Consider the following 26,204-nt stretch of genomic DNA (forward strand, 5'->3'; position numbering starts at 1 on the left):
AAGGAAAGGGGCCTCATTCTTCCGCCGTATCGCCCTCGTCCTGCTCTGCAATCCAGGCGACCGAGACGACCTCTTCCCCGGCCCCGGTGTTGAACACCCGCACGCCGCCCGCGCTGCGGGAGCGGAACGAGATATCTTCGACCGGGCAGCGGATCGATTGACCGGCCGATGTCACCAGCATGATCTGGTCGTCGATCTCCACCGGGAAGCAGGCGACCAGCGGCCCGCCGCGCAAGCCCTTGTCGATGGCCTGCACGCCTTGCCCGCCGCGGCCCCGGACAGGATAGTCATGGCTGGAGGAGAGCTTGCCCGTCCCGCCCGACGTGATCGTCAGGATCAGATCTTCCGCCGCCGACATCTCTGCATAGCGGTCGGGCGACAACTGCCCACCCGACACGGCCTCTTCGTCCTCGTCGGGTTCCTCTTCCTCGGTCAGGCCGGCCATCAGGCGGCGTTGCTTGAGATACGCGGTCCGCTCTTCCGAACTGGCGTCGAAATGCCGGATCACCGACATTGATACCACGCGGTCATTGTCTTGCAGCCTGATCCCCCGCACACCGACCGAACTGCGGCTGTTGAAGACCCGCACATCGATGGTGGGAAAGCGGATCGCCCGGCCGCGGGCCGTCACCAGCATCACGTCGTCATCTTCTGAACAGATACGGGCGTTGATCAGCCGGGTGTCGGCGTGCTCGTCCTCGAACTTCATCGCGATCTTGCCGTTCGACTTCACATTGGTGAAATCCGACAACTGGTTGCGCCGCACCGTACCGGCCGAGGTCGCAAAGACGATCTGCAACTCCGCCCAGTCCTCTTCCGCGCGATCCACGGGCAGGATCGCGGCGATCGACACGCCCTGCGGGATTGGCAGGATGTTGACGATGGCCTTGCCCTTTGCGGTGCGCCCGCCCTGCGGCAGGCGCCAGCATTTCAGCTTGTAGACCATGCCCTCGGTCGTGAAGACCAGCAACGGCGTATGGGTGTTGGCCACGAAGAGCGTCGTGACCACGTCCTCTTCCTTGGTCTGCATCCCCGACAGACCCTTGCCACCGCGTTTCTGCGCGCGGAATTCGGCCAAGGGCGTGCGCTTGATATAGCCGGACTGGGTGACGGTGACGACCATGTCCTCGCGCTCGATCAGGTCCTCGTCTTCCATGTCGCCGGACCAGTCGGCGATCTCGGTCCGGCGGGGTACGGCGAACTGGTCGCGCACCTCGCGCAGCTCATCGGAAATGATCGCCATGATCCGCTCGCGCGACCGCAGGATGTCGAGGTAATCCTTGATCTTCGCAGCCAGCGCTTCCAACTCGTCGGTGACTTCCTTGACGCCAAGCTGGGTCAGGCGCTGAAGCCGCAGATCAAGGATCGCGCGGGCCTGCGTCTCGGACAGGTTATAGGTGCCGTCCTCGTTCATCGTGTGGGTCGGGTCGTCGATCAGGCGGATGTAGTCGGCGATGTCTTCGGCGGGCCAGCGCCGTTCCATCAGCTTGACGCGCGCCTCCGTTGCGTCGGCAGAGGCGCGGATGGTGGCGACCACCTCGTCCACGTTCGACACGGCGACGGCCAGACCGCACAGGATATGGCTGCGCTCACGCGCCTTGCGCAACTCGAACGCGGTGCGCCGGGCGACGACCTCTTCCCGGAAATCGATGAAGGAGGTCAGGAAGCGGCGCAGGGTCAGCGTTTCGGGCCGCCCGCCATTCAGGGCCAGCATGTTGCAGCCGAACGAGATCTGCATTGGCGTGAAGCGGAACAACTGGTTCAGAACCACATCCGGCGTGGCGTCGCGTTTGAGCTCCACCACCACGCGCACGCCGACCCGGTCGGATTCGTCCTGCACATGGGCGATCCCCTCGATCCGCTTGTCGCGGGCGGCCTCGGCGATCTTTTCGATCATCGAGGCCTTGTTCACCTGATAGGGAATCTCGTCGATGACGATGGCAAATCGGTCCTTTCGGATCTCCTCGATCCGTGTCTTGGCGCGCACGATGACCGACCCGCGCCCCTCCAGATAGGCCTTGCGCGCCCCTGACCGGCCGAGGATCAGCCCGCCGGTCGGGTAATCCGGGGCGGGGATGTACTCCATCAGTTGTTCCGAGGTCAGGTCCGGATTCTCGATCAGGGCCAGCGTGGCATCGACAACTTCGCCCAGATTGTGGGGCGGGATATTGGTTGCCATCCCCACCGCGATGCCGCCCGCGCCGTTGACCAGCATGTTGGGGAAACGCGCGGGCAGGACCGACGGCTCCCGATCCTTGCCGTCATAGTTGTCCTGAAAGTCGACGGTGTCCTTCTCGATGTCGGTCAGCAGCGCCGTGGCCGACTTCGCCATCCGCACCTCGGTATAGCGCATGGCCGCGGGGTTGTCCCCGTCCATGGATCCGAAGTTCCCCTGACCGTCCAGCAGCGGCAGCGACATCGAAAACGGCTGTGCCATCCGCACCAGCGCGTCATAGATCGCGGAATCGCCGTGCGGGTGGTATTTCCCCATCGTGTCGCCCACGGGACGGGCGGACTTGCGATAGGGCTTGTCATGGGTATTGCCGGTCTCGTGCATCGCGTAGAGGATTCTGCGGTGCACAGGTTTTAGGCCATCGCGCAAATCCGGGATCGCCCGGCTGACGATCACGCTCATCGCGTAGTCGAGGTAGGAGGTTTGCATTTCCTCCTCGATCGCGATGGTCGGTCCGTCGTATTGCGGCCGTTCCGGTTCGCCGTTTTCGTCTTCTGTTTCAGGGGGTTCTGGCGTGTCGTTCACGTGCCTGTCCGCTCTTCCGCGACTGCGCTATATGTTGTTGGGTAGAGTGTATCAGAACCTTCATGTAGGGTGCAACCAGCGTCGCTCCGACCGCTTGGCAGCCCCGGGGGTGGAGTGCCAACATACTGTTTTCATTGAAAATCAATTCGCCCTTGGCATCATCGAGTCGTTAACGCGACCAGGAGGTGTGAAAGGTGGACAAATCCGAGACCGAACTGATGCTGAAGGGCTATGGCCTGACGACGGCTGAACTCTACTACCGGATGCCCGATTACCGAAATGTCCTGAACTCCTTCATCTGGCAGGACTACGACCTTGCGCCGGATCATCCCAAGCTCTTCAAGTTCATCGAATTCTGGCAGGAAGAGATCGAGGGGCCGCTGCATTCGGTGCGGTTCACCCATCGCAAGATGATTTCACCCGGCGAATGGCGGAATGTCGTTGGGGAATTCACCCTGCATTGAACACGGCCGCGGGCGCGCCGTGTCGCGCCCGGTGCTATCGCCGGCTGAGAATGGCAGCCCGCGCCCAGAGCATGGCGAAGATGGCCGAGGCGAGCGCGTTGTAGCTGGCCATCGACAGGCCGAACATCTGCCAGGCCACGACATCGCACATGACGACGGGCTCCACGAGAGCGGGGTTCAGCATCTGTTCGGGCGTCAGCGCCGCCATGCCCCCGGCTTCCCCGGTGCAGGAGGCCGGTCCCGGCCACCAGCGCCGCTCCACCCCTGTGTGAAAGACACCAAGGCCGGTGGAGACCAGCATCGTCAGCGTGCCCGCCAGCGTCAGCAATCGCCCGCCAACCGCAATGGCCCCGATGGCAAGGCCCAGGGCGACCGCATGGGGCCAGCGTTGCCACAGGCACATCTCGCACGGGTCGAGGCCGCCCAAATACTGGAAGGCAAACGCCCCCAGCAGGATGCCGAGCGACCCGGCCGCGGCCAGCAGGATCATCAGGGTGCGCGACGGTGTCATAGGAACTTGATGACGTAGAAACCACCGATCAGCAAGACCACGAACAGCGTGAAGAGGAGCCCCAGATACCGCTCTATGAACGACCGGATCGGGGCGCCGAACTTCCACAAAAGCGCCGACAGCACGAAGAACCGGATGCCGCGGGCGATGATGCTGGCCACCATGAACACGCCGAGGTTCAGCCCGGTGGAGCCCGACAGGATCGTGATCACCTTGTAGGGGAAGGGCGTCACGCCCGCGATCAGGACGGCCCATGCGCCATAGTCGTTGTACCTTGCGCGGAACTCGTCGAAATAGGCGTCCTTGCCGTAAAACTCCAACACCGGCTGCCCGATGCTCTCGAAAAAGCCCCAGCCGATGGCATAGCCCGCCAACCCGCCAAGGACCGACCCCAGAAGCGCCGTGCCGGCAATGACCCAAGCCCTGTCAGGCCGGGCGAGCACGAGCGGGATGATCAGCACATCCGGCGGGATCGGAAAGACGGAGCTTTCGATGAAAGCGACGATGAAAAGCGCACGCAGGGCATGCGGGCTGTCGGCAAGCGACAGGGTCCAGTCGTAAAGGCGTCTGATCATGGCAAGGCATCTTGTGAAAAGTCAGCTTCACAAGCCATGACAGGGCGGCGGCGTCAAGCGCGGGGTCTTGTGCAGACCGATTGACCCGCCCGAAACGTCAGGTTAGAGGAGGCGAGCAGGCCCGAGTGGCGGAATGGTAGACGCAGGGGATTCAAAATCCCCCGCCGCAAGGCGTGCCGGTTCGAGTCCGGCCTCGGGTACCAATTTGATTTTGCGTCTTTATTTTCCATTCCGTAGATACCGTCTAAAGCCTGTATTTCAGGTTTGGCCCACATGGTGAGCCCACATTCATGTTCCGTTCTTGTTCTGGTCGCGCCGATTCTGTGCGTTCCGTGACAGGCGCTTTCTGTCGGCTCTCTTCCGATAGTACGCGACCATTTCAGCCGACTGGTTCGTAACCGCTTGGATCTCTGCATCGCTGCATCCGGCCTCGGCCAGTTGAATGATCGCCAGTTTGCGAAGCCCGTGAAGGGTGAAGGGCTTTGCCGCTTCTCCCAAGGTCTCGCGCCATGCCCGAAACTTCTTCTCAACCGCGTCGTATCCCTTGGGCTGGGTCAAGTTCTTCGCCAGTAGGTGTTTGCCGCGCTTCGGCAGATCGGCCACGCAGGCACGCAGCCTAGCCGGGCAATAGACTTCGCTGGGCTCATCGTTCTTTTCGTCCCAGACCGTCATCAAGTCGCCCCGGAAGTCGTCATGCTGCATGGAAATGGCCGCATTCGGGCGCTGACCGGTGCCGAGCATCAGTTCGGCCGCAACGCGCACGTCATGCGGCGCCGTGTTGAGCGCATTTACCATCCAGTCGGGCCACGGTTCGAATTCGCGGGTCTTGCCGTAGAGGTCGATCCCGGCCGCTGGGTTGTCGCCGAGCGGCCAGTCCAGTTTGTCCTTGCCGTAGTTCCACAAGAGCCGAATCACCTGCACCATGTGGTCGGCCTTGCGGGGCGTGGCGGCCAGCTTGTCGTGAATGTCCCGCACATGTTTCCGCGTGGTCTCGCGTACGTCCTTGTCCGCGTTTTTCTCGAGAATCGCTCCCATCGTGCGGCGATAGCTCTTTTTCGTGCTGTCGCTCAGTTTGCGTTGCACCCGGGGATCGCTACGCCATGCGACCACCAGCGCGTGCCAGCTTGTCGCCGGAGCCTTGGGCTTCTGCGCCGGATGCTCGCCCCGCTCGCATTGCCAGTAAAGCCGGTCGAGTTCAGCCGGGTCACCTTTCCAGTCGAGCGTGATGGTCCGTTCGCGGCGCTTTCCGTTTTCCGTCCATGTGACGCGATGCCGGGGCACTTCCTTCCCCCGAACGGTCTTCCATTCGAGGCGCGGTTTTTCGGTGCGGCGCGTCATAATTCTAGGCCGCCATCCGGCCTGGCCAGCTTACCATCGGCAATTGCCAAGAGTTCTTCGACGCGCCACCGCCGGAATCCGCCGATCTCGATAGGCCGGGGTAAATGGCCACGCTCAACCAGCGCGCGGAATTCGGCGGACTTCATATCCATCAGCCGGGCCGCGGTGGTTTCCTTGACAAAGATCGGGTAGGGGGCCGCCATTTTCCTATCCTTCCCCCTCTTCGAAGCCTTCGGCGATCCGGGCGATCACCTCTTGATTCACGAAGCTGATACGCTGCGCTCCAAGGCGGAACCGCTCGTCGCTGTCCGGTGTCCAGTCTTTGGCGCGGGCAAGGCGGAAGAAATCATAGTGCATCCGCCCCATGCTAATCCTGGCCGCCTGATCACGCGGGAAGATTTCAACTCTGCACTGTGGCAACTGAAACCGGCCATCATGGAGGCGCATCCCTGCCTCTTCGAATGCTTCAGTGTCACGACATTCGGCGAAAACCCGGAGCAGGGCGGCAAGGGCCTGTTCGAATGTGCCTGTGTCAGCGTCGGGGAGCAGGGCCGAAATCTTGAACGGTTCCTCGATCTCGTCATACGCGGGGTTTGCCCAAGGAAGGGCACCTATCTCTTCGACATGCACCGGGGCTCTTCGTCCCGGTGAATCTTCGATGATCTGAGCGATCAAGATACGTGCAGCGTCGAGATAGCACATGTCCGGGGCGTTTACCCCATGCGCGCCTGTGGTGAGTTTTCCGGCCTCGCGGATGTTCCGCATGGTAATCTTCACCGCCGAAGTGGAAACATTCATGGCCTCTGCCGTGATCTGCATGAGTTGCCCGGCCTTCATGGTCGCCCATTGCTCTTGGTGTCACCTTTACACTAAGGCGAATTGCGGGGGCTCTGTCAAGGCTTTCTGCGAAAGTTGCATCTAGCCTCATCCGCTCTAGCTCAGGGCCGACTGTTTTTTTTCTAGGCCGCCCCCGGCAAACCCGTCTGACCGCTTCCCGCCCGCCAGATCGCGGCCAGAAGCCTGTTCTCCGGCCACGCGCACTGGTCGGCATACTCCGGATGGGTGGGCACCACGGACGGCCCGTCAAGCACCCAAAGAACATGGGCGAGGGCCGCGACTCCTTCCATTGAACACGGGGTCAGGTCGCACAAGGCCCAGAAGGCGCGGTCTTCCCGGTCTTGTGCTTCGATGGTCTCGGGGCTGTCCCAGTCCTCGTTTCCGGGCAGATCGGCCAGCGCGTACCAGTCCTTCCGCGCCTGCACCCATTCTCGATAGAGGGGCAGGATCGGATCTTCGGATGCGCCTGCCATCACGCTCGAGGCCGGGGGCAGACTTGCCGCCAGGGCGGCGGCGCCGGTCAGGGCCGCGCGGCGGGTGACAGGCAAAGCGGTATCGGTCGCGCAGACGCGGTCTTTGGGCATTGTTCTGATCTCCGGTTGCATATATTGTGCAACTGTCTCACTACAGGAGTTGCAGATTTTCTGCAATATACTTTATGAACGCTTCGCAATGTCGGGCCGCTCGCGGCCTTCTTGGATGGTCGCAGGGGCAACTGGCGGGCGAGGCTGGGATCGCAGTTCGAACGCTGATCAGTTTTGAAGGAGAAGAGCGGGTGCCGCGGCGGGCGACAATCGATGCCATGCGCGAGGCCCTCGAGGCCGCCGGGGTGGAGTTTATCGAAGAGAACGGCGGCGGGGCCGGGGTACGCCTGCGCAAGGTCTGAGGCCCACCGCGCCCGGTGGAGGCCGGGCCGCGGGCTGTCGCGGTTGCTGACGGGACTCACGACTGATCCGGGCACGGATGCGGGATAAGCTGAAAGACCCGCCGGGCCGTGCCAGCCCGATCAATAAAGCCCGATAAGCCCGCCGGCCGTGGTGCCGGTGGCAAGAACGCGCGCCACGCGCACGGGCACGAAGAATGCGTCGGGCACGTTCTCAAGGGTCACTGTGTCGCCACCGATGGTGGTGATCGCCAGATTGCCCCCGCTGCCGACATACAGCGCCCGGGGCGTTGTGGTGAGGTCGGTGTTATCGTCCGGTGTGACGGCGAAAGCGTGCCGGCCGGGGCTGGTGAGGTCGGATCGCAGGTTTTCGAAGGGGTCGCTCATTGCTCTTTCCAGTCCACAAGGTTGAGTGCGGTGCCGGGGTCGATCCCGGCCTCTTTCGCCTGGGCAAGGGCGCTGATGATCGCCGACATGGCGCGCGCCCGGCCGCCGGTGTCGAACGCCTGCACCGGGCGCATCACGTCGATGGATACGGTGCTTCCGAGCTTGTCGGTCGCCTCCTCGGCCAGCAGGGCCGCGACGGGCTGCAACTGCCATTGGGCAAGGTGGCGCTGGCCTTCCCGGATCGCCGGGCCTGTGGCCGATCGGTTCAGCATCGACGGCAGCACGCCGAACGCCGCGCCGATTGCATCGCGGGCTGCCGTTAGGGTTTCGTCCGTCATGGCGTCTTTCAGGTTCGGGGAAAGGTCCTCGCGCCGCTGACCAAGTTGGGGGTTCATGCCAGCGGCCGTGGCCTGGGCGATGCCTTCGATCACCAGAACGGACCCACGCTTGCCGCGGAAGGCGTCGCGCAGGTTCGCCATGTCATCGGCGCCACTGTCGGGCAGGGGCACGATCTGGCTGCCAAGGGGCGCGGTCTCGAACGTCTCGGCCAGCGCCGTTTCCACCGCGTTCAGCAGGCCCGCCGTCAGGGATGCGCGCTTGAGCGGTGCGGTCCCGTAATAGGGCGCCGCCGGGTCGCAGCCGATCCGCAGGTGCAGCACTTCCCCCGCCAGCGCGGTCAGGGTGCGCCCGCCGCCCGACTCGGAGATTGACAGACGATAGGCCCGTGGGCGGCCGTTTCGGGTGGTCAGGTCCCAATCGGCGCAGGGCACAAGCCCGTCGCCGTCGATCAGGAAGACCGCCTCGCCCCGCAGCGCGACAGAGCGCCCGGCCAGAGCCAGTGTGCGCCGGTCCAGCAGCTCGGTTCCCTCCACATCGGCCAGCGCGAGGCCCGCTTCCCAAAGCCCGATGCAGGTTTGCGCGGTGGCGGTCAGTTCGGCGATACCGCGGGCGCCCGATACATACGTCTCACGGGCCGCGATGATCTCGGCCGTGAAACCCGACGCCGCGGCGCGGGTCTCGGTCTTCTTCCTGTTGAATGGCCACATCTTTACCTCCACCTTAGCGCCGCGTGACGCTCCGCGACGCGTTGCGCCACCTCGCCGACGGGCTGCCAGGCGCGCGCCTCGATCTGTGCCGAGGAATAGGCGGGACGCGTGACGGCCGAGAGTTCGAAGAGTTCGGCCTGTGTCACGGTGCGCACCAGTTCATTGCCCCGCCGTTCGATCTTTTCACCGCCGGGCGGCACCCGGAAGCCGGGCGACAAGCCGGTGATCAGGCCCGCCCGATGGGCGACCATGAAGTCGTGCGCCCATGATGTGCCGGTGTCGATCTCGGCCTCGATCATGAGAACCATGTCGGTGTCGCGCAGTTCCAAACTGCCGGCAGCCCGCGATGCCAGCGGCTTGGTGAAGTCATGCCCGAACAGCAGGTGGATATCTTCGCCGGCGTCGATCCGGCTGGCAAAGGCGCGCGGTGCGATGATCTCGCGCCGCCGGGTCGCGAGTTCGGTTTCCACACCGTAGGGGAACCGGGCCTGAAGGCGGGTTGCCCCGCCCTCAGAACGCACTTGCACCGCAAGAAGAGGCGGTCCCCAAAGCATCACGATTCCGCCTGCAAGCCGGTCAGAACCTCAAGCTGCGCCGGGCGCGATACGGTGAGGTCCATCGTCGTCAACGCCGTGAGGCGCAGGCCGCCCGACGATGCATCCGAATAGGGGTCGCGGATGAGGTCGATTGCCCCCCAGGTCCCGACGAAGATCGGGGGCACGCCGCCGGCCGTGGTGGTCAGCAGGGCCGAAGCCGCCGCCGGGGTGCCGGTCGGTGCGGCAAGGGCGTTGGGGGTCATGGTGACGCCGCCGGATGCCACGGCCGCGGCCAGCCGGTCCCATTCCCACATCGGGGCAGATGTCGCCGCGGCCTGAGCGTCGAGAATGTCCCACGTCTCCGGCCGGATCATGACACGCACCTCGGAAGGCGAAGACGCGGCAGAGGCCACCATGAAGCGGACGATAGCCGAGCGGAAGGCGGCATAGGTCGCCGTCGCATCCACCGCCGTTTCGGTGATGCCATAGGTCGCTGCGCCCGCCACGACGCCAAGGGGTTCACCCGTGGAACCGCTGCCGAGGAAGATCGCCCGGTCGAGTTCCTGTTGAATGGCGCCGTTCATGTCGCGGCGCACCGCCTGTTCCAGCGCCGTGCCGGATTGCTTCAACGCCTTGCGCGTGATCTTCATCTGGATCCCGAGCGTCTGGTCGGGGGCGAGGGGGCGGTCGGTCGTGGCATAGGCCGCGGGGCTGGCGACGCTGCCGGTCTCGCCATCGGCCCAGCCCGCAGTGACGCTCGAGGTCGTGACCGGATACTCGGCCTCACCAACGCCGATATTGATCATCCGGGCGCCCATGCGGGCGGCTGCCGACTGTGCAAACAGCCGGTCGATGATCGGCATGGTGCGGATGGGGTTCGGGGTGGCGCTGGCCACGGTCTCACCCGCGCGCAATTCCAGCGCTTCCCACGGCACCGGCATGCCGCGATAACCGCCCGCCTCGCGAAGCTCGGTCACGATCTCGGCCGTAGCGCCGGCCAGGGCCCGGCCTTCGTCCAGCGCAAGCGCCACCTGACGCAGTTCGAAACGCCCCATGATCTCGGACCATTCGGCCTCCGAACGGTTTTCGAGTTCGTCGCCAGCATCCCGCCGTTCCTGATCTTCGGCGATGAGGGCCGCGCGATAGCGGGTTTCGTTGGCGCGATACTCGGAATCGAGCGATTCCATCGCGCGGGTTTCGTCTTCGGTCGGGCTATCCTTGCCGACCAGGCCCGCCAGTTCCTGACGGATTTCGGATTGCCGCCGGGCAATCTTCACAGAATCCAACATGCTCTATCCTCGTGCTGTGTTGGGGTTGGGCTGCATTTTGACGCGCAGCAGGTCATCCCACGCCTTGCGGCGGGGGTCGGGTTCGGGATGCCCGCATTCGAGGCGGGTCTTTTTCGTGTGGCAGGAGGGGCAGAGGGCTTGCAGGTTCGAAGGCTCGTAGGCGAGCTTCGGGTGCGTCCTCACCGGCTTGATATGATCCACCTCGAGACGGCCGCGCGCACCGCATGTTCGGCATTGGAAGCCGTCGCGTTCAAGGACGGCCATGCGCAGCGTGTGCCAGCGTTGGCCGCGGGTGACATGGCGGGAGAACCGCTTGTGCTCTTTCCTCACGCCCATGTCGCCCTCACCGTCTTGCGCGGGCGGGCCGCAATGCGAGCGCCTTCGGCCACAGCCAGAACCGTGGCCGATGCCGCGTCGATCCGGCCTTTCGAACGGGCCTTGGCGATCTTGATATTGTTCGCGGGGTCGCGCAGGCAGACAGCATCCGCGAAGGCAGAGCGCAGCAGAAGCGAGGCTTGCGCCTTCACCTGCCCGTCGAAACAGGCCCGCCGGAACCGTTCAGCGTCTTCGTTGCCGTCCCGGAAGCCCATGCCGCGCCAGATCATCGGCGCCCGGATGCCAGCGCGGTTGAGCGCCTCCACCAGCTCGGCCTGCTTGAAGCGGTCGGCCACAACCGCCGCGACGGTCTGATCGGTGACATGGCGCAGCGTCTCTACCAGCCACGGGGCGACGGGCACGGTCTTTTCGCCCAAGGTATCCAGTTCGCCACGGTCCTGCATTTCCAGATACCGGCCGGCCACGCCGTCCACCTGGCCCCGGTCCAGCAGGGAAGGCATGGAAGGGAAGGTGCCGCGGGCCTCGAGCCGCCCGGTCGCAGGCCAGTAGAACGCCGCGGCCGACATGCTGGCCGATCCACCGAGGTCAATCCCGATCACGACTTCGCCTTCCCGAGGCGGCGGGTTTGACACTTCACAGGCGAGCCATTCGTCCACGGTCAACAGCAGGTCGCGGGTTTCGCCCGACACGCGTTCGTTGCGGTTGTAGAGCCGGAAGGTCGTCAGCGCCGAACCGCCGCGGGCAATCGCGCGCCCGGCCTGCCCTTGCAGCCACTCCAGCGAAGAACCGATGCCATGCTGGGCGCCGGGGTTGGCGATGATCAGGCTGTCGAGATCATCGGCCGGAAGGCCGGGCGCGGGCCGGTGTTCCTGCACATAGGAACCGGGCACCGGTTCGTCGATCCACTTCGAAAAGGGGTGCGTGTCATCGGGGGCCGATGTCGAGATGATCAGGCCGCGTCCGCCACGCTTGCCTAGACCGGACAGAAGTGCGGCCTCGAGTTCGTCGCCGCGGTCGAGCGCCCAATGCCCGCGTTCGTCCATGAGAACCAGCGTCGGGGCAGAGCCGAGGGCCGACTTGCCATCGGCCGCCAGCGCGCGCAGCACATGGCCGCCGCCGTCGCCCTCGTACTCGATTTCCAGCCGGGGCGCGCGCCGGAAGATCAGGCGGCGCTGGATCTCAAGAGGCAGGCTGTCGGAGAAGCCGGCCACGAAGTCCCAAGCGACTCGCGCCTGATCCCGCGTTCTGGCTGCAATGAGGATTTCGCGGCGGGGCTGGGGGTCCAGCACGCCGACCAGGGCGCCAAGGGCAAGCCCGGCCGAGAGGGCTGTCTTGGCATTGCCGCGCCCGATGCTGAGAATGGCGGTCGTGATGCCGTCAGCCAGCGCACCGTTCACGAAGTCGCGCTGGAACGGGGCAAGTTCCAGTTGCCTGCCAGCGTTCGGCCCTTCTGGAATGGCGAGGCCATGCAGAAAATGCATAGCTCTTTCGGCAGGGACCGCTTCAGACAGTTCCCCGCCGGGCGCGAAAATTGAGAACTTAGGCATACGGTTTCCCGTCTGCGCACAAGTTCCGGCATTGGGACCAGATGCAGAGAAGAGGTCGCCTTGCCAGATGATCTCGGGCGCGCTCGGCTTCGGCGCGGGCGGCGGCAAGGGCGAGCCGTCCGCCTTCCTCCATTGCCTCTTTGCCTTCGTCGTCATCGTCGCCTCGCCCTATCTCTTCGTTCAACCGTTGCTCTTTCTGTGTCTCTGCCAATCGGTTCAGACCCCGGTCGACGGTCAGCAGGCGACTTCCCAGCCGCCCCTGACCGCGCCATGTTGCTCTGCCAATTCGGACGAGCCCCAGCGTTAGGCCACACCTCCGCTAACCAGCGTCGAAGGCGCGCACCCCCATGTTCACCGCCCGCTGGGGCGGCGCTATCCTCGGGCATGGGGTGACAGGCTTGCGCCTGCATGGCTGCCCGTGGCGGTGTGATAGCTTCCCCGGTCCCGCCGCTGTCGCGCCGCCCCCCGGTCAAGTCGCAAGCCCGAGGCGGCACTCTTTTGCCTGCCCGTGCTCTGCCCTGATCAGGGGCAGCGCCGGGTCTGTCGTCCTAGTCCTCGATAAGCCGCACCTCCGGTTCGGGTGCCTTGCCGATCTCGGTCAACAGGCGACGCATAATCTGTTCTTGCTTGAAGGACGGCCGCCAGTTCGGCCGCTTCCCATGCTTTGCGACGGAACGGACGAAGCCTTTCAGCCAGTCGTCGCTGCCATCCGCCATCACGCGCCGCACGACACTCGGCCAGCGGAAGGTGAGGATTTCATCCAGTTCGGCTGCCGTCATGCCTGCACCCCCCGATACCGGGCGCCGATCCGCGCCATATGCGGCGAGGTGGTAAGCGCCTTTCGATCCATCGGTGAACGGCCGTCATAGTACAGCGCGGCCTGATCCATGATCGCCTGGGCGAGGTCGATGGGAATGGCCGATGCGTCTGCGCCGAAGCCCGCCTGATACTCGATTGCCAGCCGCTCGGGCGCGGCGTCGTAGTAGGAATCCAGCCAGCGCAGGTAAGGACGCCGCTTGCCGGGCACAAATTCGAAGCCGGTGAAGTCGGCGCCGTCCAAGGAGACGGTCACAGTGTCGCTGTCGATCACCGGGCCGATGGGTAAGGTAAAACCGCCCACCGACACTTCCGGAGCAAAGACCGTGACGCGGATGGTCTGGGTCAGCAGCGCGATCTGGGCGAAGTCCTCGAGTTCGGCTGCGGCCGTGCAACCGATGTTGGTAATGGCCGTGTCATCGTCCGAGTGATCGACGCGAAGGTGCCATTTCAGGTCCGATAGGACGAAAGGCATTCCGGCGGCCGGGGTGCGGTGGATAAGCGTCTTCATGACGCTGCCCGCCGGCCGGGGCCGAAGACCGCCTTGTCGGCCGTCTCATAAGCCTGACTTTCGTTCAGCGACATGAGCGCCATGTAGGCGAGGAAACCGCGCTCACGCACCGTCAGCCGGGCGAAGATAAGAACGCAGAATTGCCACCATGCTTCTTCGGTGCCGAGGGTCAGCGCATAGCCAAGCATCCGGGAAACGCGCTTGTGCGATGGGCTGATATGGCGGGAAAGGATGGACCTGCTGCGTTTTCTTGCTAGGCCCACATTCGCAATTCGTTCCCGGTCTGTCTGTGGGCTTCGCTGATGGTCAAGTGTCTGGCCTGAAACACTTTCGCCAGAGTTCAAAATCCCCCGCCGCAAGGCGTGCCGGTTCGAGTCCGGCCTCGGGTACCAGCCTGCGCATCCGTTCAGTCCTCCGGCAGGACCGCTGGGGCGGGGAAACGTGCAGGCCGCAGCCCCATCCGAAACCATGTGATGAAGTCGACCATGGAATAGACCGGCAGGCCGGTGGCGTGCTGGATGTCGGCCGCGTAGGGCACCATGTTGGTGCATTCCAGAACGATCGCGCCCAGATCCGCATGGGTGCGGGCCAGCGTCCGGGCGGCCTCGACATTGTCGCGGCGGGCAAGGTCCACGTCCATCTCCGTCTCGTTGCCCAGGATCACGCGGGTGAATTCCCGTCCGCCCTCGGTCGTGCCGATGGCGGTGCCGTCGGGGACACCGGCGGCGGCCAGATGCGCCGCGGTCAGGCTGGAGGCGGAAATCGTCAGGATCCCGGCGCGCTTGCCCCGGGGCAGCAGGGCGTTGACCATCGGCACCTGCATCAGCGAGGATGCCGCAACAGGCACCTCTACCGCATCGGCCAGATCCTTCTGGTAGAGCGACAGGAACCCGCAATTGGTGGTGATCCCGTCCACCCCGTCGGCGACCAGATCGCGGGCCGCGGCGATGAAGTCCTGCAACAGCCCCTCCGCCCCCTTGCAGACGACGCGGTCGGGGGTGGCCTGTCGCACCACGCGGTAGAGCACCGGGAAGGGCCAGGTCTCGGCATTGCCGACATCGCCGGGAATGCGGGGAAACCGCGCCTCCAGCATCAGGATGCCGACCGCTGCCCCGGAAATCGCCTTGCCGCCCGTGACCTTTGACATATCCGTCCTGCCCTTGCCGCGCTCCGGTTCTCGTTGACATGGCCGGGGGCGGCACGCAAGCTCCGCCAATAAGCGGTCGTATGAAGGGCAGGGAAACGCGGTGGATCAGAGCGGCGCCAATCACATGACCGGGGCAGAGGCGATGGTGCGGATGCTTCAGGCCCACGGCGTGCGCCACATGTTCGGGCTGTGCGGGGATACCACGCTGCCATTCTACGATGCGATGGCACGGCTCGACCACGGGATCGAGCATATCCTGACCCGGGACGAACGCCACGCAGGCTATATGGCCGATGGCTATGCCCGCGTCACCGGGCGACCGGGGGTGTGCGAAGGCCCCTCGGGCGGCGGTGCGACATATATCCTGCCCGGCGTGGTGGAGGCGAACGAAAGCTCCATCCCGATCCTTGCCATCACCACCGATGTTTCGACCGCCGCGCGGGGGCGCTATCCGCTGACGGAACTTGACCAGCCTGCGCTGTTCTTGCCACTGACGAAGTTCACGGCATCCATTGACGATGCCGCCGTGCTGCCGGCCAAGGTGCGGGCCGCATTCCGCGCGATGACGACGGGACGCCCGGGCGCGGCGCATCTTGCCTTTCCCTTCGACACGCAGAAAGGCGCCACCGACCCGGCAGAGGTCTGGGCCGACACGCGCCACCAGACCTTCCCGGCGGAGCGTAGCGCGCCGGAGCCCGAGGCCATCGCGGCCGCGGCGGAACTGCTGGCCCGGTCGCGAAGGGCGGTGGCCATCTGCGGCGGCGGCCCGGTGATCGCGGGGGCGTTTGACGAACTGGCCAAGCTCTCGCAACTTCTGGATCTGCCCATCGCGACGACCGTGTCCGGGCAGGGCGTGATCGCCGAAACGGACCCCCGCGCGGTGGGCGTGGTGGGCACCAACGGGGGCGTACCGGCCACCCGCGCGGTGGTGGAAGAGGCCGACCTGATCCTTTTCATCGGCTGCCGGGCCGGGTCGGTGACGACCGAACGCTGGCGGGTGCCGCGCCCCGGCGTGCCGGTGATCCATATCGACAGCGATCCGATGGTGATCGGCGCGAACTACCCGACCGAGGTGGCGATCTGCGCCGATGCGAAACTGGCGCTGGCCGCGCTGGCCGCGGCGGTGGCCGAGGCACCGGATCATTCCGGGGCGAAACGCGCGGCGCAGGCTTGGGCGCAGAAGGCAGCCGCCTTCGCCCCCCTTGCCGCCAGCGATGCCCGCCCGATCCGGCCCGAACGTGTCGTCGCGACCTTGCAGGAGGTTCTGGAACTCGACGCGATCCTTGTCGCCGATCCGGGAACGCCATGCCCCTATTTCTCGGCCCATTACCGGTGGCCGCAGGCGGGGCGGCAGTTCATCACGAACCGCGCCCACGGCGCGCTGGGCTATGCGCTGGCCGCCGCGATGGGCGCCCATGTGGGGCGGCCGGGGGTCAAGACGGTTGCGGCGATGGGCGACGGGTCCTTCGGGTTTTGCTGTGGAGAGTTGGAGACGCTTGTCCGCCACCGGATGCCCATCACCTCCATCGTGTTCTCGAACGCCACGTTCGGCTGGATCAAGGCGGGGCAGAAGTCCGGTTTCGGGGAGCGGTATTACAACGTCGATTTCGGCCGGACGGACCATGCGGCGGTGGCGCGGGCTTTCGGCGTGGCCGCCTGGACGGTGGAGGACCCCGCCGATCTTGCCCCGGTGCTGAAGCGCGCGTTGAACCACGACGGGCCGACGCTGGTGGACATCATCGCGCAGCCGCTGCACGAGGCCGCGGCGCCCGTATCGGAATGGGTGGCCTGAGATGGACGACGCCCTGCAACAGCGGATCACCGGCTTCGACGTCTGGCATTGCGCCCTGCCGGTAAGGGGGCAGCGCGTTCACGGCATCGGTGCGGTGGCCGGAACGGTCGAGGTCATCATTCTGCGTCTGACGGCCGAGGACGGGACCGAGGGGTATGGCGAGGCCTCGCCCTGGGTCGTCTTCACCGGCTCGCCCGAGGCCAGCCTGGCCGCGCTGAACCGCTATATCCGGCCCCATGTGCTGGGCCGCAAGGTGGCGGAGCGGGACGGGATCATGGCCGTGGCCCGACACGCGGTCGTGCATTGCACCGAGGCGAAAGCGGCGCTGGAAACCGCGCTCTGCGATCTTGCGGGGCGGCTGACCGGGCGGCCGGTCTGGGCGGTGCTGGGCGGGCAGGGGCCCGCGGCGATCCCGCTGTCTTGTTCCATCGCGTCCCCCGATTTCGGGGCGGACAAGGCGCTTCTTGCACGGCTATCAGAGGACGGCGTGCGCATCGTCAAGCTGAAGGCCGGCACACATGGCCCGGCCTTCGACCTGATGCGGATCGGCTTCATCCGGGAAACCTATCCCGGCATGGCGATCCGGGTGGACTACAATCAGGGCCTCGACCGTGACACCGCCCTGCGCGACGTGCCCGAGATCGCCCGCCTTGCCCCGGATTTCATCGAACAGCCCGTCGCGGCCGACGACTGGCAAACCATGGCAGAGTTGCGCGCGGCGCTGCCCGTTCCGCTGCTCGCCGACGAAAGCATCTTCGGCCCGGCGGACATGCGCCGCGCCATCGAGGCGGGGATTTGCGACGGCGTGTCCGTCAAGATCATGAAGGCCGGGGGCCTTGCCCGCGCGCAGGAGGTCGCAAGGCTGGCCGCCGATGCGGGCCTTCTGGCCTATGGCGGCGACATGTTCGAAACGGGGCTGGCCCATCTTGCCGGGGCGCACATGATCGCGGCGACGCCCGAGATCACCTTGGGCTGCGAATTCTACCAGGCGCGGTATTTCCTTGAAGACGACCTGCTCGCCGAGCCCTTCCCGATCGAGGACGGCAAGGTGATCGTGCCCGACGGCCCGGGTCTTGGCCTCGTGCCCGACATGGACAAGGTGATGCGCCACGCGGTGGCCGGGCCGGGGGTGCAAGCGGCATGAGCGACCCGGCCAAGACGGTTGCCGTGATCGGCGCAGGCATCGTGGGCGTGGCGACCGCGATATGGTTGCAGCGGGCCGGGCACCGGGTGGTGTTGATTGACCGAAAAGGCCCGGCGGGCGGCGCGTCCTTCGGCAATGCCGGACTCTTGGCGTCCTCGTCGGTCGTTCCGGTGCCGGTGCCCGGTCTGGCGGCCAAGGCGCCGGGGATGCTGTTCGACCCGATGAAGCCGCTGTTCCTGAAATGGGGCTACCTGCCGCGCTTGGCGCCGTGGCTTGCCCGGTATCTGTCCCACGCCAATGGGCCCGCCGTCCGGCGCCGGGCCGCGGCCCTGCACACGCTGATCGGCGACAGCCTTGCCGACCATCAGGCGCTGGCCGCCGGAACGCGGGCGGAGCGGTGGATCGTGCCGTCCGATTACGTGTTCCTTTATGGCAAGCGGCAGGATTATGAGTGCGACGCCTTCGGCTGGGGCATTCGACGGGAGCTTGGCATCGACTGGGAGGTGCTGGAGGGCGACGCGGTCCGGGCCTATGACCCGGCCATCGGCAAGGGCATCGGCTGTGCGGTGCGGTTGGGTGGCCACGGCCGGATCGCCGATCCCGGGCGTTATGTGGCGGACCTTGCCGCCCATGCCGAGGCGCAGGGCGCGCGGCTGATCATCGGTGAGGTGTCGGACATCGTGCGGAACGGGGGCCATGTCACCGGCATCCGCGTGGGTGGTGAGACGGTGCCCTGCGACGCCGCGGTGATCGCCACCGGCGCATGGTCTGGCCCGCTGGCCCGGCGCCTTGGGGTAAACGTGCCGCTGGAAACCGAGCGCGGCTATCACCTGGACCTGTGGGAACCCAGCGTGATGCCGCGGTCGGTTGTAATGATCGCGGCGGGCAAGTTTCTGGCCACCCCGATGGCGGGGCGCCTGCGGCTGGCCGGCGTGGTGGAGTTCGGCGGGCTGGAGGCGCCGCCGTCGCGCGCGCCCTTCCGCCTGCTGGAGCGGCTGGTGCAAGACGCGCTGCCGGGCCTGACATGGCAGCGGCGCGAGGAATGGATGGGCCACCGCCCCGCGATGGCCGATTCCCTTCCGGCAATCGGTCCGGTGCCGGGGCTGACCGGGGCGTTCCTTGGCTTTGGCCATGACCATGTGGGTCTGACCGCGGGGGCCAAGACCGGCCGCATCCTTGCGCAGCTCGTCTCGGGCACGCCGCCCAATATTGACCTTGCGCCCTTCGGCCCAACACGGTTTCAATGAATGGAAAACCGGATGACAAAGTCCAACACGGGAGAATTACGATGAAGGCACTGAAGACGCTTCTGGCCACCACGGCGATGATCACCGCCGCCACCACTGCCATGGCCGAGAAATGGGATATGCCGATGGCCTATGCGGCGACCAACTTCCATTCCGAGGTCGGCGCGCATTTTGCCCAATGCGTGACCGAGGGCACCGGCGGCAAGCTGGAAATCGTCACCCATCCGTCGGGCTCTCTGTTCTCGGGGAATGAGATCAAGCGCGCGGTGCAGACCGGTCAGGCCAATATCGGCGAGCGCCTGCTGTCGGCCCACCAGAACGAGAACCCGCTTTACGGCGTGGACTCGATCCCGTTCCTTGTGTCGTCCTTTGACCAGCATGAAAAGCTTTGGGCGATTGCCGAACCCGCGGTGAGCGAAGTGCTGGCCGAGGACAACCTGCATTACCTCTATTCCGTGCCGTGGCCGCCGCAGGGCTTCTACTTCAACAAGGAGGTCAACTCCGTCGAGGACATGAAAGGCGTGAAATTCCGCTCCTACTCCACCGCGACCGCCCGGATGGCGGAACTGACCGGGATGATCCCGGTGCAGGTGGAGGCCGCGGAACTGAGCCAGGCACTGGCCACCGGCGTTGCCGAAAGCTTCATCTCGTCGGGGGCCACCGGCTATGACCGCAAGGTGTGGGAACATCTGAGCCATTTCTACGAGGTCGACGCCTGGCTGCCCCGCAACGCCGTCTTCGTGAACATGGGCGCGTGGAACGGGCTGGACGATGAGACCAAGGCGGTGATGAACGACTGTGCCACGAAGGCCGCGGCCGAGGGGCTGGAACGGTCGAAGGACTACACCCAGTTCACCCTGAACGGCCTGAAGGAAGGCGGCATGACCGTGCAGCGCGCGGGCGATGCGCTGGTCGAGGACCTGAAGGCCATCGGCGCCACCATGACCGAGGAATGGCTGGATCAGGCCGGCGACACCGGCCGCGCCATCGTCGAGGAATACAAAGGCAGCATGTAACGCGCTGCAGGCGGGCCGGGAATTTCCCGGCCCGTTGTCCGTTCGGGCGGGGATACCGGGCCGGTGTCGGGGCTGTGCCCCGCAACCGGGACGACAACCAGAGGGCAGGATATGGCAGCGGCACGGGCGCTCAGGCGCATACTGGATTTTCTATATCTGCTGGGCGGGGTCATCGCCTCGTTCTTCCTGATCGCGATCCTTGTGATCATCGTGCTGCAAATGCTGGCCCGCTGGACCGGGCAGACCTTTCCCGGCGCGACCGACTATGCGGGCTATTGCATGGCGTCGGCGTCCTTCTTCGCCTTTGCCTATGCGCTGAACCACGGCGCCCATATCCGCGTCTCGCTGTTCCTGACGGCCTTGGGGGAGCGGCGCCGCTGGGGGGAGTTTTGGTGTTTCGGCATCGGGGCGGTCATCACGACCTATTTTGCCCGCTATGCGATCAAGGGCACCTACTGGTCCTACAAGCTTGATGACATCAGCCAGGGGCTCGACAAGACGCCGATCTGGATCCCGCAGATCGCGATGTCGGTCGGTACGGTTCTTCTTGCGATCTGTTTCTGGGATCACCTGATCCGCCTGATCTTTACCGGCGATCACGGCATCCGCCGCGATCTGGTCGACCAGAGCCATGCCGAATAGCCCGCGCAAAGCCCGCCTTTCCCTGTTCCTCGACCGGGTCTGGTCCGGGGGCGATGCGTCCGCCGTCGACGAATTCGTCGCCGAGAGCTACACGATTCACAACGATCCCGGCGATCCGTGGGAAGGGCAGACGCTGACCCGCGCCGGGTTCAGGGACCGGCTTGTGCAGTCCCGCGCCGCCGCGCCCGATCAGACCTTCACGCCGTTGCGGATGATCGAGGAAGGCGACAGCATTGCCGTTCTCTGGGACTGGGCCGGGACCCATCTGGGCGACCTGCCGGGCGTCCCTGCCACGGGCCGCCCGATCCGCATGACCGGCGCGACGGTCTATGATTTCGACGCCGAGGATCGCCTGACCGGTCATTGGCAGATCGCCGACCGGCTGGGCGTCTATCGCCAGATCACTGCTTGAGAAAGGGACCCGACACATGGAACAACTCGCCCCCATCGCGATCTTCCTGTTCGTTTTGTTCCTGCTGCTGGGGTCCGGCGTCTGGGTCGGGCTGGCCCTGATGGGCGTGGCCTATGTGGGGATGGAGCTTTTCACCACCCGCCCGGCGGGCGACGCGATGATCACCAAGATATGGTCCTCCTCCTCCTCATGGACATTGACGGCGCTGCCCCTGTTCATCTGGATGGGGGAAATCCTCTATCGCACCCGATTATCGGAGGACATGTTCAAGGGGCTCAGCCCCTGGATGGCGCGGCTGCCCGGCGGGTTGATCCACACCAATATCGTCGGCTGCACGGTATTCGCGGCGGTCTCGGGCTCGTCCGCGGCGACGCTGACCACGGTGGGCAAGATGTCGATCCCGGAACTGCGCCGAAGGGACTATCCCGAGAACATGGTCATCGGTACGCTGGCAGGGGCGGCGACGCTGGGGCTGATGATCCCGCCCTCGCTGACGCTGATCGTCTATGGCGTGACGATCAACGAGTCGATCACCAAGCTGTTCATGGCGGGGGTTCTGCCCGGTCTGGTGCTGGCGGGGATGTTCATGGCCTATGTCGCCATCACGTCTTTCGTGTCGCGGTCGTTCAACCCGCAGCCCGAACCGCCGATGACGATGCTGGAGCGGGTCAAGAACTCCCGCTTCCTGATCCCGGTGATCTGCCTGATCCTCGTGGTGATCGGGTCGATGTATATGGGATACGCCACCGCGACGGAGGCCGCGGCCTTCGGCGTGATCGGCGCGCTGGTGCTGGCCGCGACCCAAGGGTCGCTGACCTTCGGCACCTTTACCGAAAGCCTGATGGGCGCGGTGCGGACCTCTGCCATGATCGCGCTGATCCTGTCGGGCGCAGCGTTCCTGTCTCTGTCGATGGGGTTCACCGGGCTGCCGCGGGGGCTGGCCGACCTGATCGCAAGCTGGGATCTGTCGACATTCCAGCTTCTGATGGCGCTTCTGGTTTTCTACATCGTGCTGGGCATGTTCCTTGACGGGATTTCCTCGGTCGTGCTGACCATGGCGGTGGTGGAGCCGATGATCCGGCAGGCGGGCATCGACATCATCTGGTTCGGCATCTTCATCGTGGTGGTGGTCGAGATGGCGCAGATCACGCCGCCCATCGGGTTCAACCTGTTCGTGCTGCAGGGGATGACGGGGCACGAGATGACGTTCATCGCCAAGGCCGCGATCCCGATGTTCCTGATCATGGTGGTGATGGTGTTTGTCCTGATCGCCTTTCCGGAGCTTGCCACATGGCTGCCGGAAAATATCCGGCAAAGGGCCGGAGGCTGATCCGCACCGATGGCGCCCGATGTCGTCCCGGGGCTGCTGCCGTCGCTTTGGCTGGTGGCGCCGATCCTGCTGATCGTGTTTGCCGGGGCCATCGTGCAGTTCGGCCTTGGCCTCGGCTTCGGGCTGGTGGCCGCGCCGCTTCTGGCGCTGCTTGATCCGGGTTTCGTGCCGGTGCCGACCCTGCTGATCGGTCTGGCGACGTCGTCACTGGCCGCGTGGCGCGAACGCAGCGCCATCGTCTGGCCAGAGGTCTGGACCGGCACCGCCGGGCGCGCCGTGGGGGTGGCTTTGGCCGCGCTGCTGCTGGTCCGGCTGCCGGACCGGGAAACCTTCGGGCTGGTGTTCGGTGCGATGACCGGGCTTGCCGTTGCGTTGTCGCTGGCGGGGCTACGGCTTCGGTTCAGCCGTCCGCGTCTTGTGGGCACATCGTTGGTGTCGGGCATCATGGGCACGATCACCTCGGTCGGGGCGCCGCCGATGGCCATGATCTATCAGGACCGGCCGGGGGCCGAAGCGCGGCCCACCCTGTCGGCGTTTTTTGCCTTGGGCTGTGTCCTGTCGTTGACGGGGCTGTTCTGGGCGGGGTGGTTCCGCCTGCATGATCTGGCCCTTGCCGCATTGATGGTGCCCGGCATGCTGGCGGGCTTCGCGGTGTCCGCGCGTCTCAGGGGCCGGTTCGACCGCCGCTATCGCCCCGCGCTGCTGACGGTCAGCGGCCTGGCGGCGCTGATGCTGATCGTCCGGGGCCTGGCGTGATGGGGCCGGGCTCGGTTCTGATCGCGGCCGGGCGCTATGGCCGTATTCTGCTTGTGGCCGGATTGGGGGCGGGTTTTCTGCTGCCGGGCGTGGCTGGCGCCATGCGTCCGTGGCTGCCCGCCCTGATCGCGGCGCTGATGTTTCTGGCAGCCCTTCGCATCGGGCCGCGTCAGGCCATCGGCGCGCTGCGGGACCTGCCCTCGGTTCTGGGGGTGGTCGCGGTCTATCAACTGGCGGTTCCGCTTGCGCTGGCGGCCGGCTTCGGGCTTGCCGGGCTGGGGGGCAGCCCGGCGGCGCTGGCGGTGATCCTGATGGCCTCGGCCCCGCCGATTGCGGGCAGCCCGAACCTGACGGTGCTCAGCGGCGGCGATCCGGCCCCGGCGCTGCGCCTTCTGGTCGTGGCGACGGCCTGCCTGCCGGTCACGGTCTTGCCGGTGTTCTTCGTGGCCGAGGGGCTTGGCGGGGCCGGTCCCGTTCTTGCGGCGGCCGGGCGGCTATTGGGGGTGATCGCATTGGCGGGCGGGGCGGCCTTTCTGATCCGCGGAATCGTCTGGCGGGCGCCCGCGCCGCGATCGATCGCCATGCTGGATGGTCTGTCGGCGCTTGCCATGGTGGTCGTGGTGGTTGGCCTGATGGCCAAGGCCGGGCCGACCCTGCTTGAGAGCCCCTTGGCGTTCCTGGCGTGGCTGACGCTGGCGCTTGCGGCCAATCTCGGGGCGCAGGTCGTGGCCTTCCTTTGGTTGGGGCGAACGCGACTGCGACCGCAGCGGACGGGGCTGGCGATCTCTGCCGGGAACCGCAACATCGCGCTGTTCCTCGTGGCCCTGCCGGCAGAGGTGACGGGGCCCATCCTGCTGTTCATCGGCTGCTATCAGATCCCGATGTACCTGACGCCCATCCTGATGGGGCGATTGTACCGGGGGTGAAAGGTTCGTTGCGCAAGAAAGAACCCGCGCCAGCGCTTGTATGGGGCGGCGCGGTATGAGGAGGGGCGGGACCGACCCTGGGAGGGCGCGGCGACCCGCTTGTGTGATGCGCTTTATCCCAAAAGCCCGAATGACGTGCATGCGGCGCAAGACATCGCCATGCGCCCTCCCGCCCCAAGGGTCGGGCGCGACCCGGGCTGTGTTATACCAGAGGCGTCGGCGTCTGACTCATACCAGAGGCGTCGGCGTCTGACTCATTCGGGATTTCTGGGATTCCCGGCGCGCCGGCGATCTGATTCCATGGTTGGCAAAGGAGTTTCCGATGCCTGCCAGAGTTTCCCTTCGCACTGATTTCACCGCCGAAGATCTGCGCAAGCTCGCGGCGAAGAGTTCCGATGCCAACCAGAGCCGGCGGCTTCTGTCGCTTGCAGCGGTGCGCGATGGCATGCGCCGTGGCGATGCTGCGCGGATCGGCGGGATGGATCGGCAGACTTTGCGGGATTGGGTCCACCGTTTCAATGCGGAGGGCCCGGACGGGCTGGTCGACCGTAAGTCGCCCGGGCCAAGGCGGCGTCTGAGCGCCGAACAACTGGACGAGCTGGAAAGGATCGTGGAGGCCGGCCCCGATTTCGAGAAAGACGGCGTCGTGCGCTGGCGTCGGGTCGATCTGCAACGCGTCATCAAGGAGCGGTTCGACGTGGATTATCATGTGCGCCATGTCGGTCAGATCCTTCATGATCTGGGGTTTTCGCATGTCAGCACACGCCCTCAGCACCCCGAACAGGATGCGGATGTCATCGAAGCGTTCAAAAAAACTTCTCCGAGAAGGTCGAGGAGACGCTGAAAGACGTCGCCCCGGGAACGCCTGTCGAGATCTGGTTCCAAGATGAAATGCGGCTCGGGCAGAAGAACAGCCGTGTCCGGCAATGGGCGCGCAAGGGCACCCGCCCGCGTCAGCCCGCCGACCTGCGCTACCAGAACGCCTACCTCTTCGGCGCGATCTGCCCGGCCCGCGGCACCGGCGCCGCGATCATGATGCCGACGGCCGATACCGAGGCGATGCAGGCGCATCTGGACGAAATCGCCATGGCGGTGGCACCGGGTGCACACGCCGTCATCCTCATGGATCAGGCCGGCTGGCACATAACCGGCGCGCTGACCCTCCCCGAAAATCTGTCGCTTCTCTTTCTTCCGCCAAAGTCGCCCGAACTGAACCCGGTCGAGAATATCTGGCAGTATCTCCGCCAGACCTGGCTCGCCAACCGCGTCTTCGACACGTACGACGCGATCCTCGATGCAGGGTGCCAAGCCTGGAACAACCTGATCGCCCTCCCGGACGTCATCACGTCAATCGGAACAAGAGGTTGGGCAAAAGTGGGTCAATGAAAGGAGCCCTTGGTATTAGTGTTCATCTGCTTTGATACCCCGTTTCACCGGAAGTGACCGGGAGTTTCCGGAGTATTCCGGATGGCTTAACGCTTGTTTCGCTGCCACCAGGTGTGGATCGCGGTTCGGCCGACGCGGCGTTCGGGTGGGAAGTTGTCGGCTACCGCTTTGGCCAGCGCCTCGTATGACATGAAGTCGATGCGGGCGAGGACGAAGGCGCGGACTTCGGGGTCGCTTTCGATCTTGGGCGGCCGGCCGGGGCGATGGGCGGCGCGGTGGGCCGTGGCGTCGGGCAGGCGTTCAGAGGCATGTTGAACAGGGGCTTGAACGGGGTGTTCAAGGGCGGTTTCAAGGGCCGTTGTCGCGCGGGCAAGCGCAGCCGTCAGGGCCGCTTGCAGGCGGCTGCATTCGTCCAGGGCAAGGTGCGCCGCGGCGACAGGATCGGCGGCACAGGCGGCTTCGGTCGGTTCGGGGCGGTCGGTTTCCATGTCTTCCCCCGGTGACTGGTGGCCCGTGGCGCTGGATGTGGACGCCACGGGCCGAAAGGCCGCGGTCAACTTGCAAAACCCCGC

At 65.6% G+C, this 26,204-nt stretch carries 31 protein-coding genes and 1 tRNA gene; 14 read left to right on the top strand and 18 right to left on the bottom strand.

Translation table 11 applies throughout. The features are described 5' to 3' along the window. Positions 1-13 precede the first annotated feature (13 nt). The gene (gene gyrA / locus RGUI_RS00325; protein WP_081531229.1) at positions 14-2,758 is read right to left on the bottom strand and encodes a DNA gyrase subunit A; all 2,745 of its coding nucleotides are present in this window, start codon (positions 2,756-2,758) and stop codon (positions 14-16) included. A 194-nt stretch (positions 2,759-2,952) separates the two neighbouring features. On the opposite strand from gyrA, the gene RGUI_RS00330 reads away from it, so the two are divergent. Next, entirely contained in the window at positions 2,953-3,222 is a 270-nt protein-coding gene (locus RGUI_RS00330) for an usg protein (protein WP_156882823.1), read from the top strand. A 34-nt stretch (positions 3,223-3,256) separates the two neighbouring features. Here the strand turns inward: RGUI_RS00330 and RGUI_RS00335 are convergent, their stop codons facing one another. Then, positions 3,257-3,733 carry a disulfide bond formation protein B gene (locus RGUI_RS00335; protein WP_081531230.1) on the bottom strand — a complete coding sequence of 159 codons (477 nt, stop codon included), beginning with the start codon at positions 3,731-3,733 and terminating at the stop codon, positions 3,257-3,259. Further along, entirely contained in the window at positions 3,730-4,308 is a 579-nt protein-coding gene (locus tag RGUI_RS00340; protein ID WP_081531231.1) for a YqaA family protein, read from the bottom strand. The genes RGUI_RS00335 and RGUI_RS00340 overlap by 4 nt, the downstream gene beginning before the upstream one ends. 119 nt (positions 4,309-4,427) lie before the next feature. Here RGUI_RS00340 and RGUI_RS00345 point away from each other — a divergent pair. Further along, positions 4,428-4,511 (top strand) — tRNA-Leu (locus RGUI_RS00345). A gap of 85 nt (positions 4,512-4,596) precedes the next feature. Here the strand turns inward: RGUI_RS00345 and RGUI_RS00350 are convergent. The 4 genes from RGUI_RS00350 to RGUI_RS00365 all read right to left on the bottom strand — a co-directional run bounded on the left by RGUI_RS00350 (position 4,597) and on the right by RGUI_RS00365 (position 7,067). Further along, entirely contained in the window at positions 4,597-5,646 is a 1,050-nt protein-coding gene (locus RGUI_RS00350; protein ID WP_081531232.1) for a tyrosine-type recombinase/integrase, read from the bottom strand. Further along, the gene (locus RGUI_RS00355) at positions 5,643-5,849 is read right to left on the bottom strand and encodes a hypothetical protein (protein WP_081531233.1); all 207 of its coding nucleotides are present in this window, start codon (positions 5,847-5,849) and stop codon (positions 5,643-5,645) included. The genes RGUI_RS00350 and RGUI_RS00355 overlap by 4 nt, the downstream gene beginning before the upstream one ends. Positions 5,850-5,853: 4 nt before the next feature. After that, a complete protein-coding gene (locus RGUI_RS00360; RefSeq protein ID WP_156882824.1) occupies positions 5,854-6,465 on the bottom strand; it encodes a hypothetical protein in 612 nt (203 codons plus the stop codon). Between the two features lie 140 nt (positions 6,466-6,605). After that, positions 6,606-7,067: a hypothetical protein gene (locus RGUI_RS00365; RefSeq protein WP_081531235.1), complete on the bottom strand. Its 462-nt coding sequence runs from the start codon at positions 7,065-7,067 to the stop codon at positions 6,606-6,608. 74 nt (positions 7,068-7,141) lie between these two features. Between RGUI_RS00365 and RGUI_RS00370 the strand changes: the two genes are divergently transcribed. Continuing rightward, the gene (locus RGUI_RS00370; protein WP_081531236.1) at positions 7,142-7,369 is read left to right on the top strand and encodes a helix-turn-helix transcriptional regulator; all 228 of its coding nucleotides are present in this window, start codon (positions 7,142-7,144) and stop codon (positions 7,367-7,369) included. A gap of 120 nt (positions 7,370-7,489) precedes the next feature. Here the strand turns inward: RGUI_RS00370 and RGUI_RS00375 are convergent, their stop codons facing one another. Genes RGUI_RS00375 through RGUI_RS00400 form a run of 6 tightly spaced genes read right to left on the bottom strand, consistent with a single transcriptional unit; the run spans position 7,490 to position 12,441 of the window. After that, positions 7,490-7,753: a hypothetical protein gene (locus tag RGUI_RS00375; RefSeq protein WP_081531237.1), complete on the bottom strand. Its 264-nt coding sequence runs from the start codon at positions 7,751-7,753 to the stop codon at positions 7,490-7,492. After that, positions 7,750-8,799 (bottom strand): phage portal protein, encoded by a 1,050-nt coding sequence (locus RGUI_RS00380; protein WP_081531238.1) that lies wholly within the window; start codon positions 8,797-8,799, stop codon positions 7,750-7,752. The genes RGUI_RS00375 and RGUI_RS00380 overlap by 4 nt, the downstream gene beginning before the upstream one ends. A 2-nt stretch (positions 8,800-8,801) precedes the next feature. Further along, positions 8,802-9,320, bottom strand: coding sequence for an HK97 family phage prohead protease (locus RGUI_RS00385; protein ID WP_371587053.1), 519 nt, complete (start codon positions 9,318-9,320; stop codon positions 8,802-8,804). A gap of 32 nt (positions 9,321-9,352) precedes the next feature. After that, a complete protein-coding gene (locus RGUI_RS00390; RefSeq protein ID WP_081531240.1) occupies positions 9,353-10,624 on the bottom strand; it encodes a phage major capsid protein in 1,272 nt (423 codons plus the stop codon). Positions 10,625-10,627: 3 nt separating this feature from the next. Beyond that, positions 10,628-10,960: an HNH endonuclease gene (locus tag RGUI_RS00395; protein WP_081531241.1), complete on the bottom strand. Its 333-nt coding sequence runs from the start codon at positions 10,958-10,960 to the stop codon at positions 10,628-10,630. Beyond that, positions 10,951-12,441: a terminase large subunit domain-containing protein gene (locus tag RGUI_RS00400; RefSeq protein WP_253798689.1), complete on the bottom strand. Its 1,491-nt coding sequence runs from the start codon at positions 12,439-12,441 to the stop codon at positions 10,951-10,953. Before RGUI_RS00400 ends, RGUI_RS00395 begins: the two co-directional genes overlap by 10 nt. A 133-nt stretch (positions 12,442-12,574) precedes the next feature. Here RGUI_RS00400 and RGUI_RS00405 point away from each other — a divergent pair, with 133 nt between their 5' ends. Then, a complete protein-coding gene (locus RGUI_RS00405; protein ID WP_081531242.1) occupies positions 12,575-12,814 on the top strand; it encodes a hypothetical protein in 240 nt (79 codons plus the stop codon). Positions 12,815-13,055: 241 nt separating this feature from the next. Here RGUI_RS00405 and RGUI_RS00410 read toward each other — a convergent pair whose 3' ends face one another. From RGUI_RS00410 to RGUI_RS00425, 4 genes are all read right to left on the bottom strand, one after another. Further along, positions 13,056-13,286 carry a hypothetical protein gene (locus RGUI_RS00410; protein ID WP_081531243.1) on the bottom strand — a complete coding sequence of 77 codons (231 nt, stop codon included), beginning with the start codon at positions 13,284-13,286 and terminating at the stop codon, positions 13,056-13,058. Further along, a complete protein-coding gene (locus RGUI_RS00415) occupies positions 13,283-13,834 on the bottom strand; it encodes a phage head-tail connector protein (protein WP_081531244.1) in 552 nt (183 codons plus the stop codon). Before RGUI_RS00415 ends, RGUI_RS00410 begins: the two co-directional genes overlap by 4 nt. After that, a complete protein-coding gene (locus tag RGUI_RS00420; RefSeq protein WP_081531245.1) occupies positions 13,831-14,022 on the bottom strand; it encodes a hypothetical protein in 192 nt (63 codons plus the stop codon). The genes RGUI_RS00415 and RGUI_RS00420 overlap by 4 nt, the downstream gene beginning before the upstream one ends. A gap of 218 nt (positions 14,023-14,240) precedes the next feature. After that, positions 14,241-14,981, bottom strand: coding sequence for an aspartate/glutamate racemase family protein (locus RGUI_RS00425; RefSeq protein ID WP_081531246.1), 741 nt, complete (start codon positions 14,979-14,981; stop codon positions 14,241-14,243). 124 nt (positions 14,982-15,105) lie between these two features. Between RGUI_RS00425 and RGUI_RS00430 the strand changes: the two genes are divergently transcribed. The 10 genes from RGUI_RS00430 to RGUI_RS00475 all read left to right on the top strand — a co-directional run bounded on the left by RGUI_RS00430 (position 15,106) and on the right by RGUI_RS00475 (position 25,632). Further along, positions 15,106-16,773 (top strand): thiamine pyrophosphate-binding protein, encoded by a 1,668-nt coding sequence (locus RGUI_RS00430; protein ID WP_081535901.1) that lies wholly within the window; start codon positions 15,106-15,108, stop codon positions 16,771-16,773. Between the two features lies 1 nt (position 16,774). Next, positions 16,775-17,917, top strand: a complete 1,143-nt coding sequence (locus tag RGUI_RS00435; protein WP_081531247.1) for an enolase C-terminal domain-like protein — start codon at positions 16,775-16,777, stop codon at positions 17,915-17,917. After that, the gene (locus RGUI_RS00440; protein ID WP_081531248.1) at positions 17,914-19,164 is read left to right on the top strand and encodes an FAD-binding oxidoreductase; all 1,251 of its coding nucleotides are present in this window, start codon (positions 17,914-17,916) and stop codon (positions 19,162-19,164) included. Before RGUI_RS00435 ends, RGUI_RS00440 begins: the two co-directional genes overlap by 4 nt. Positions 19,165-19,205: 41 nt before the next feature. Continuing rightward, complete coding sequence (locus tag RGUI_RS00445; RefSeq protein ID WP_081531249.1) at positions 19,206-20,180, top strand: TRAP transporter substrate-binding protein; 975 nt, start codon at positions 19,206-19,208, stop codon at positions 20,178-20,180. A gap of 111 nt (positions 20,181-20,291) precedes the next feature. Continuing rightward, positions 20,292-20,822, top strand: a complete 531-nt coding sequence (locus tag RGUI_RS00450; protein ID WP_081531250.1) for a TRAP transporter small permease — start codon at positions 20,292-20,294, stop codon at positions 20,820-20,822. Continuing rightward, complete coding sequence (locus RGUI_RS00455; protein WP_081531251.1) at positions 20,812-21,234, top strand: ester cyclase; 423 nt, start codon at positions 20,812-20,814, stop codon at positions 21,232-21,234. Before RGUI_RS00450 ends, RGUI_RS00455 begins: the two co-directional genes overlap by 11 nt. Before the next feature lie 16 nt (positions 21,235-21,250). Beyond that, positions 21,251-22,564 (top strand): TRAP transporter large permease, encoded by a 1,314-nt coding sequence (locus tag RGUI_RS00460; RefSeq protein ID WP_081531252.1) that lies wholly within the window; start codon positions 21,251-21,253, stop codon positions 22,562-22,564. A 9-nt stretch (positions 22,565-22,573) separates the two neighbouring features. After that, the gene (locus RGUI_RS00465; RefSeq protein ID WP_081531253.1) at positions 22,574-23,320 is read left to right on the top strand and encodes a sulfite exporter TauE/SafE family protein; all 747 of its coding nucleotides are present in this window, start codon (positions 22,574-22,576) and stop codon (positions 23,318-23,320) included. Then, positions 23,320-24,246 (top strand): hypothetical protein, encoded by a 927-nt coding sequence (locus RGUI_RS00470; protein ID WP_081531254.1) that lies wholly within the window; start codon positions 23,320-23,322, stop codon positions 24,244-24,246. The genes RGUI_RS00465 and RGUI_RS00470 overlap by 1 nt, the downstream gene beginning before the upstream one ends. A gap of 322 nt (positions 24,247-24,568) precedes the next feature. Beyond that, positions 24,569-25,632, top strand: a protein-coding gene (locus RGUI_RS00475; RefSeq protein ID WP_156882825.1) for an IS630 family transposase whose coding sequence is annotated in 2 segments (ribosomal slippage) — positions 24,569-25,073 and positions 25,073-25,632 — 1,065 coding nt in all. Because the reading frame shifts where the segments join, the coding sequence is not laid out codon by codon here. Between the two features lie 86 nt (positions 25,633-25,718). Here the strand turns inward: RGUI_RS00475 and RGUI_RS00480 are convergent. After that, complete coding sequence (locus RGUI_RS00480; RefSeq protein ID WP_081531255.1) at positions 25,719-26,120, bottom strand: hypothetical protein; 402 nt, start codon at positions 26,118-26,120, stop codon at positions 25,719-25,721. Positions 26,121-26,204: the final 84 nt, after the last annotated feature.

The sequence above is a fragment of the Rhodovulum sp. P5 genome (assembly GCF_002079305.1).
Taxonomy (GTDB): domain Bacteria; phylum Pseudomonadota; class Alphaproteobacteria; order Rhodobacterales; family Rhodobacteraceae; genus Rhodovulum.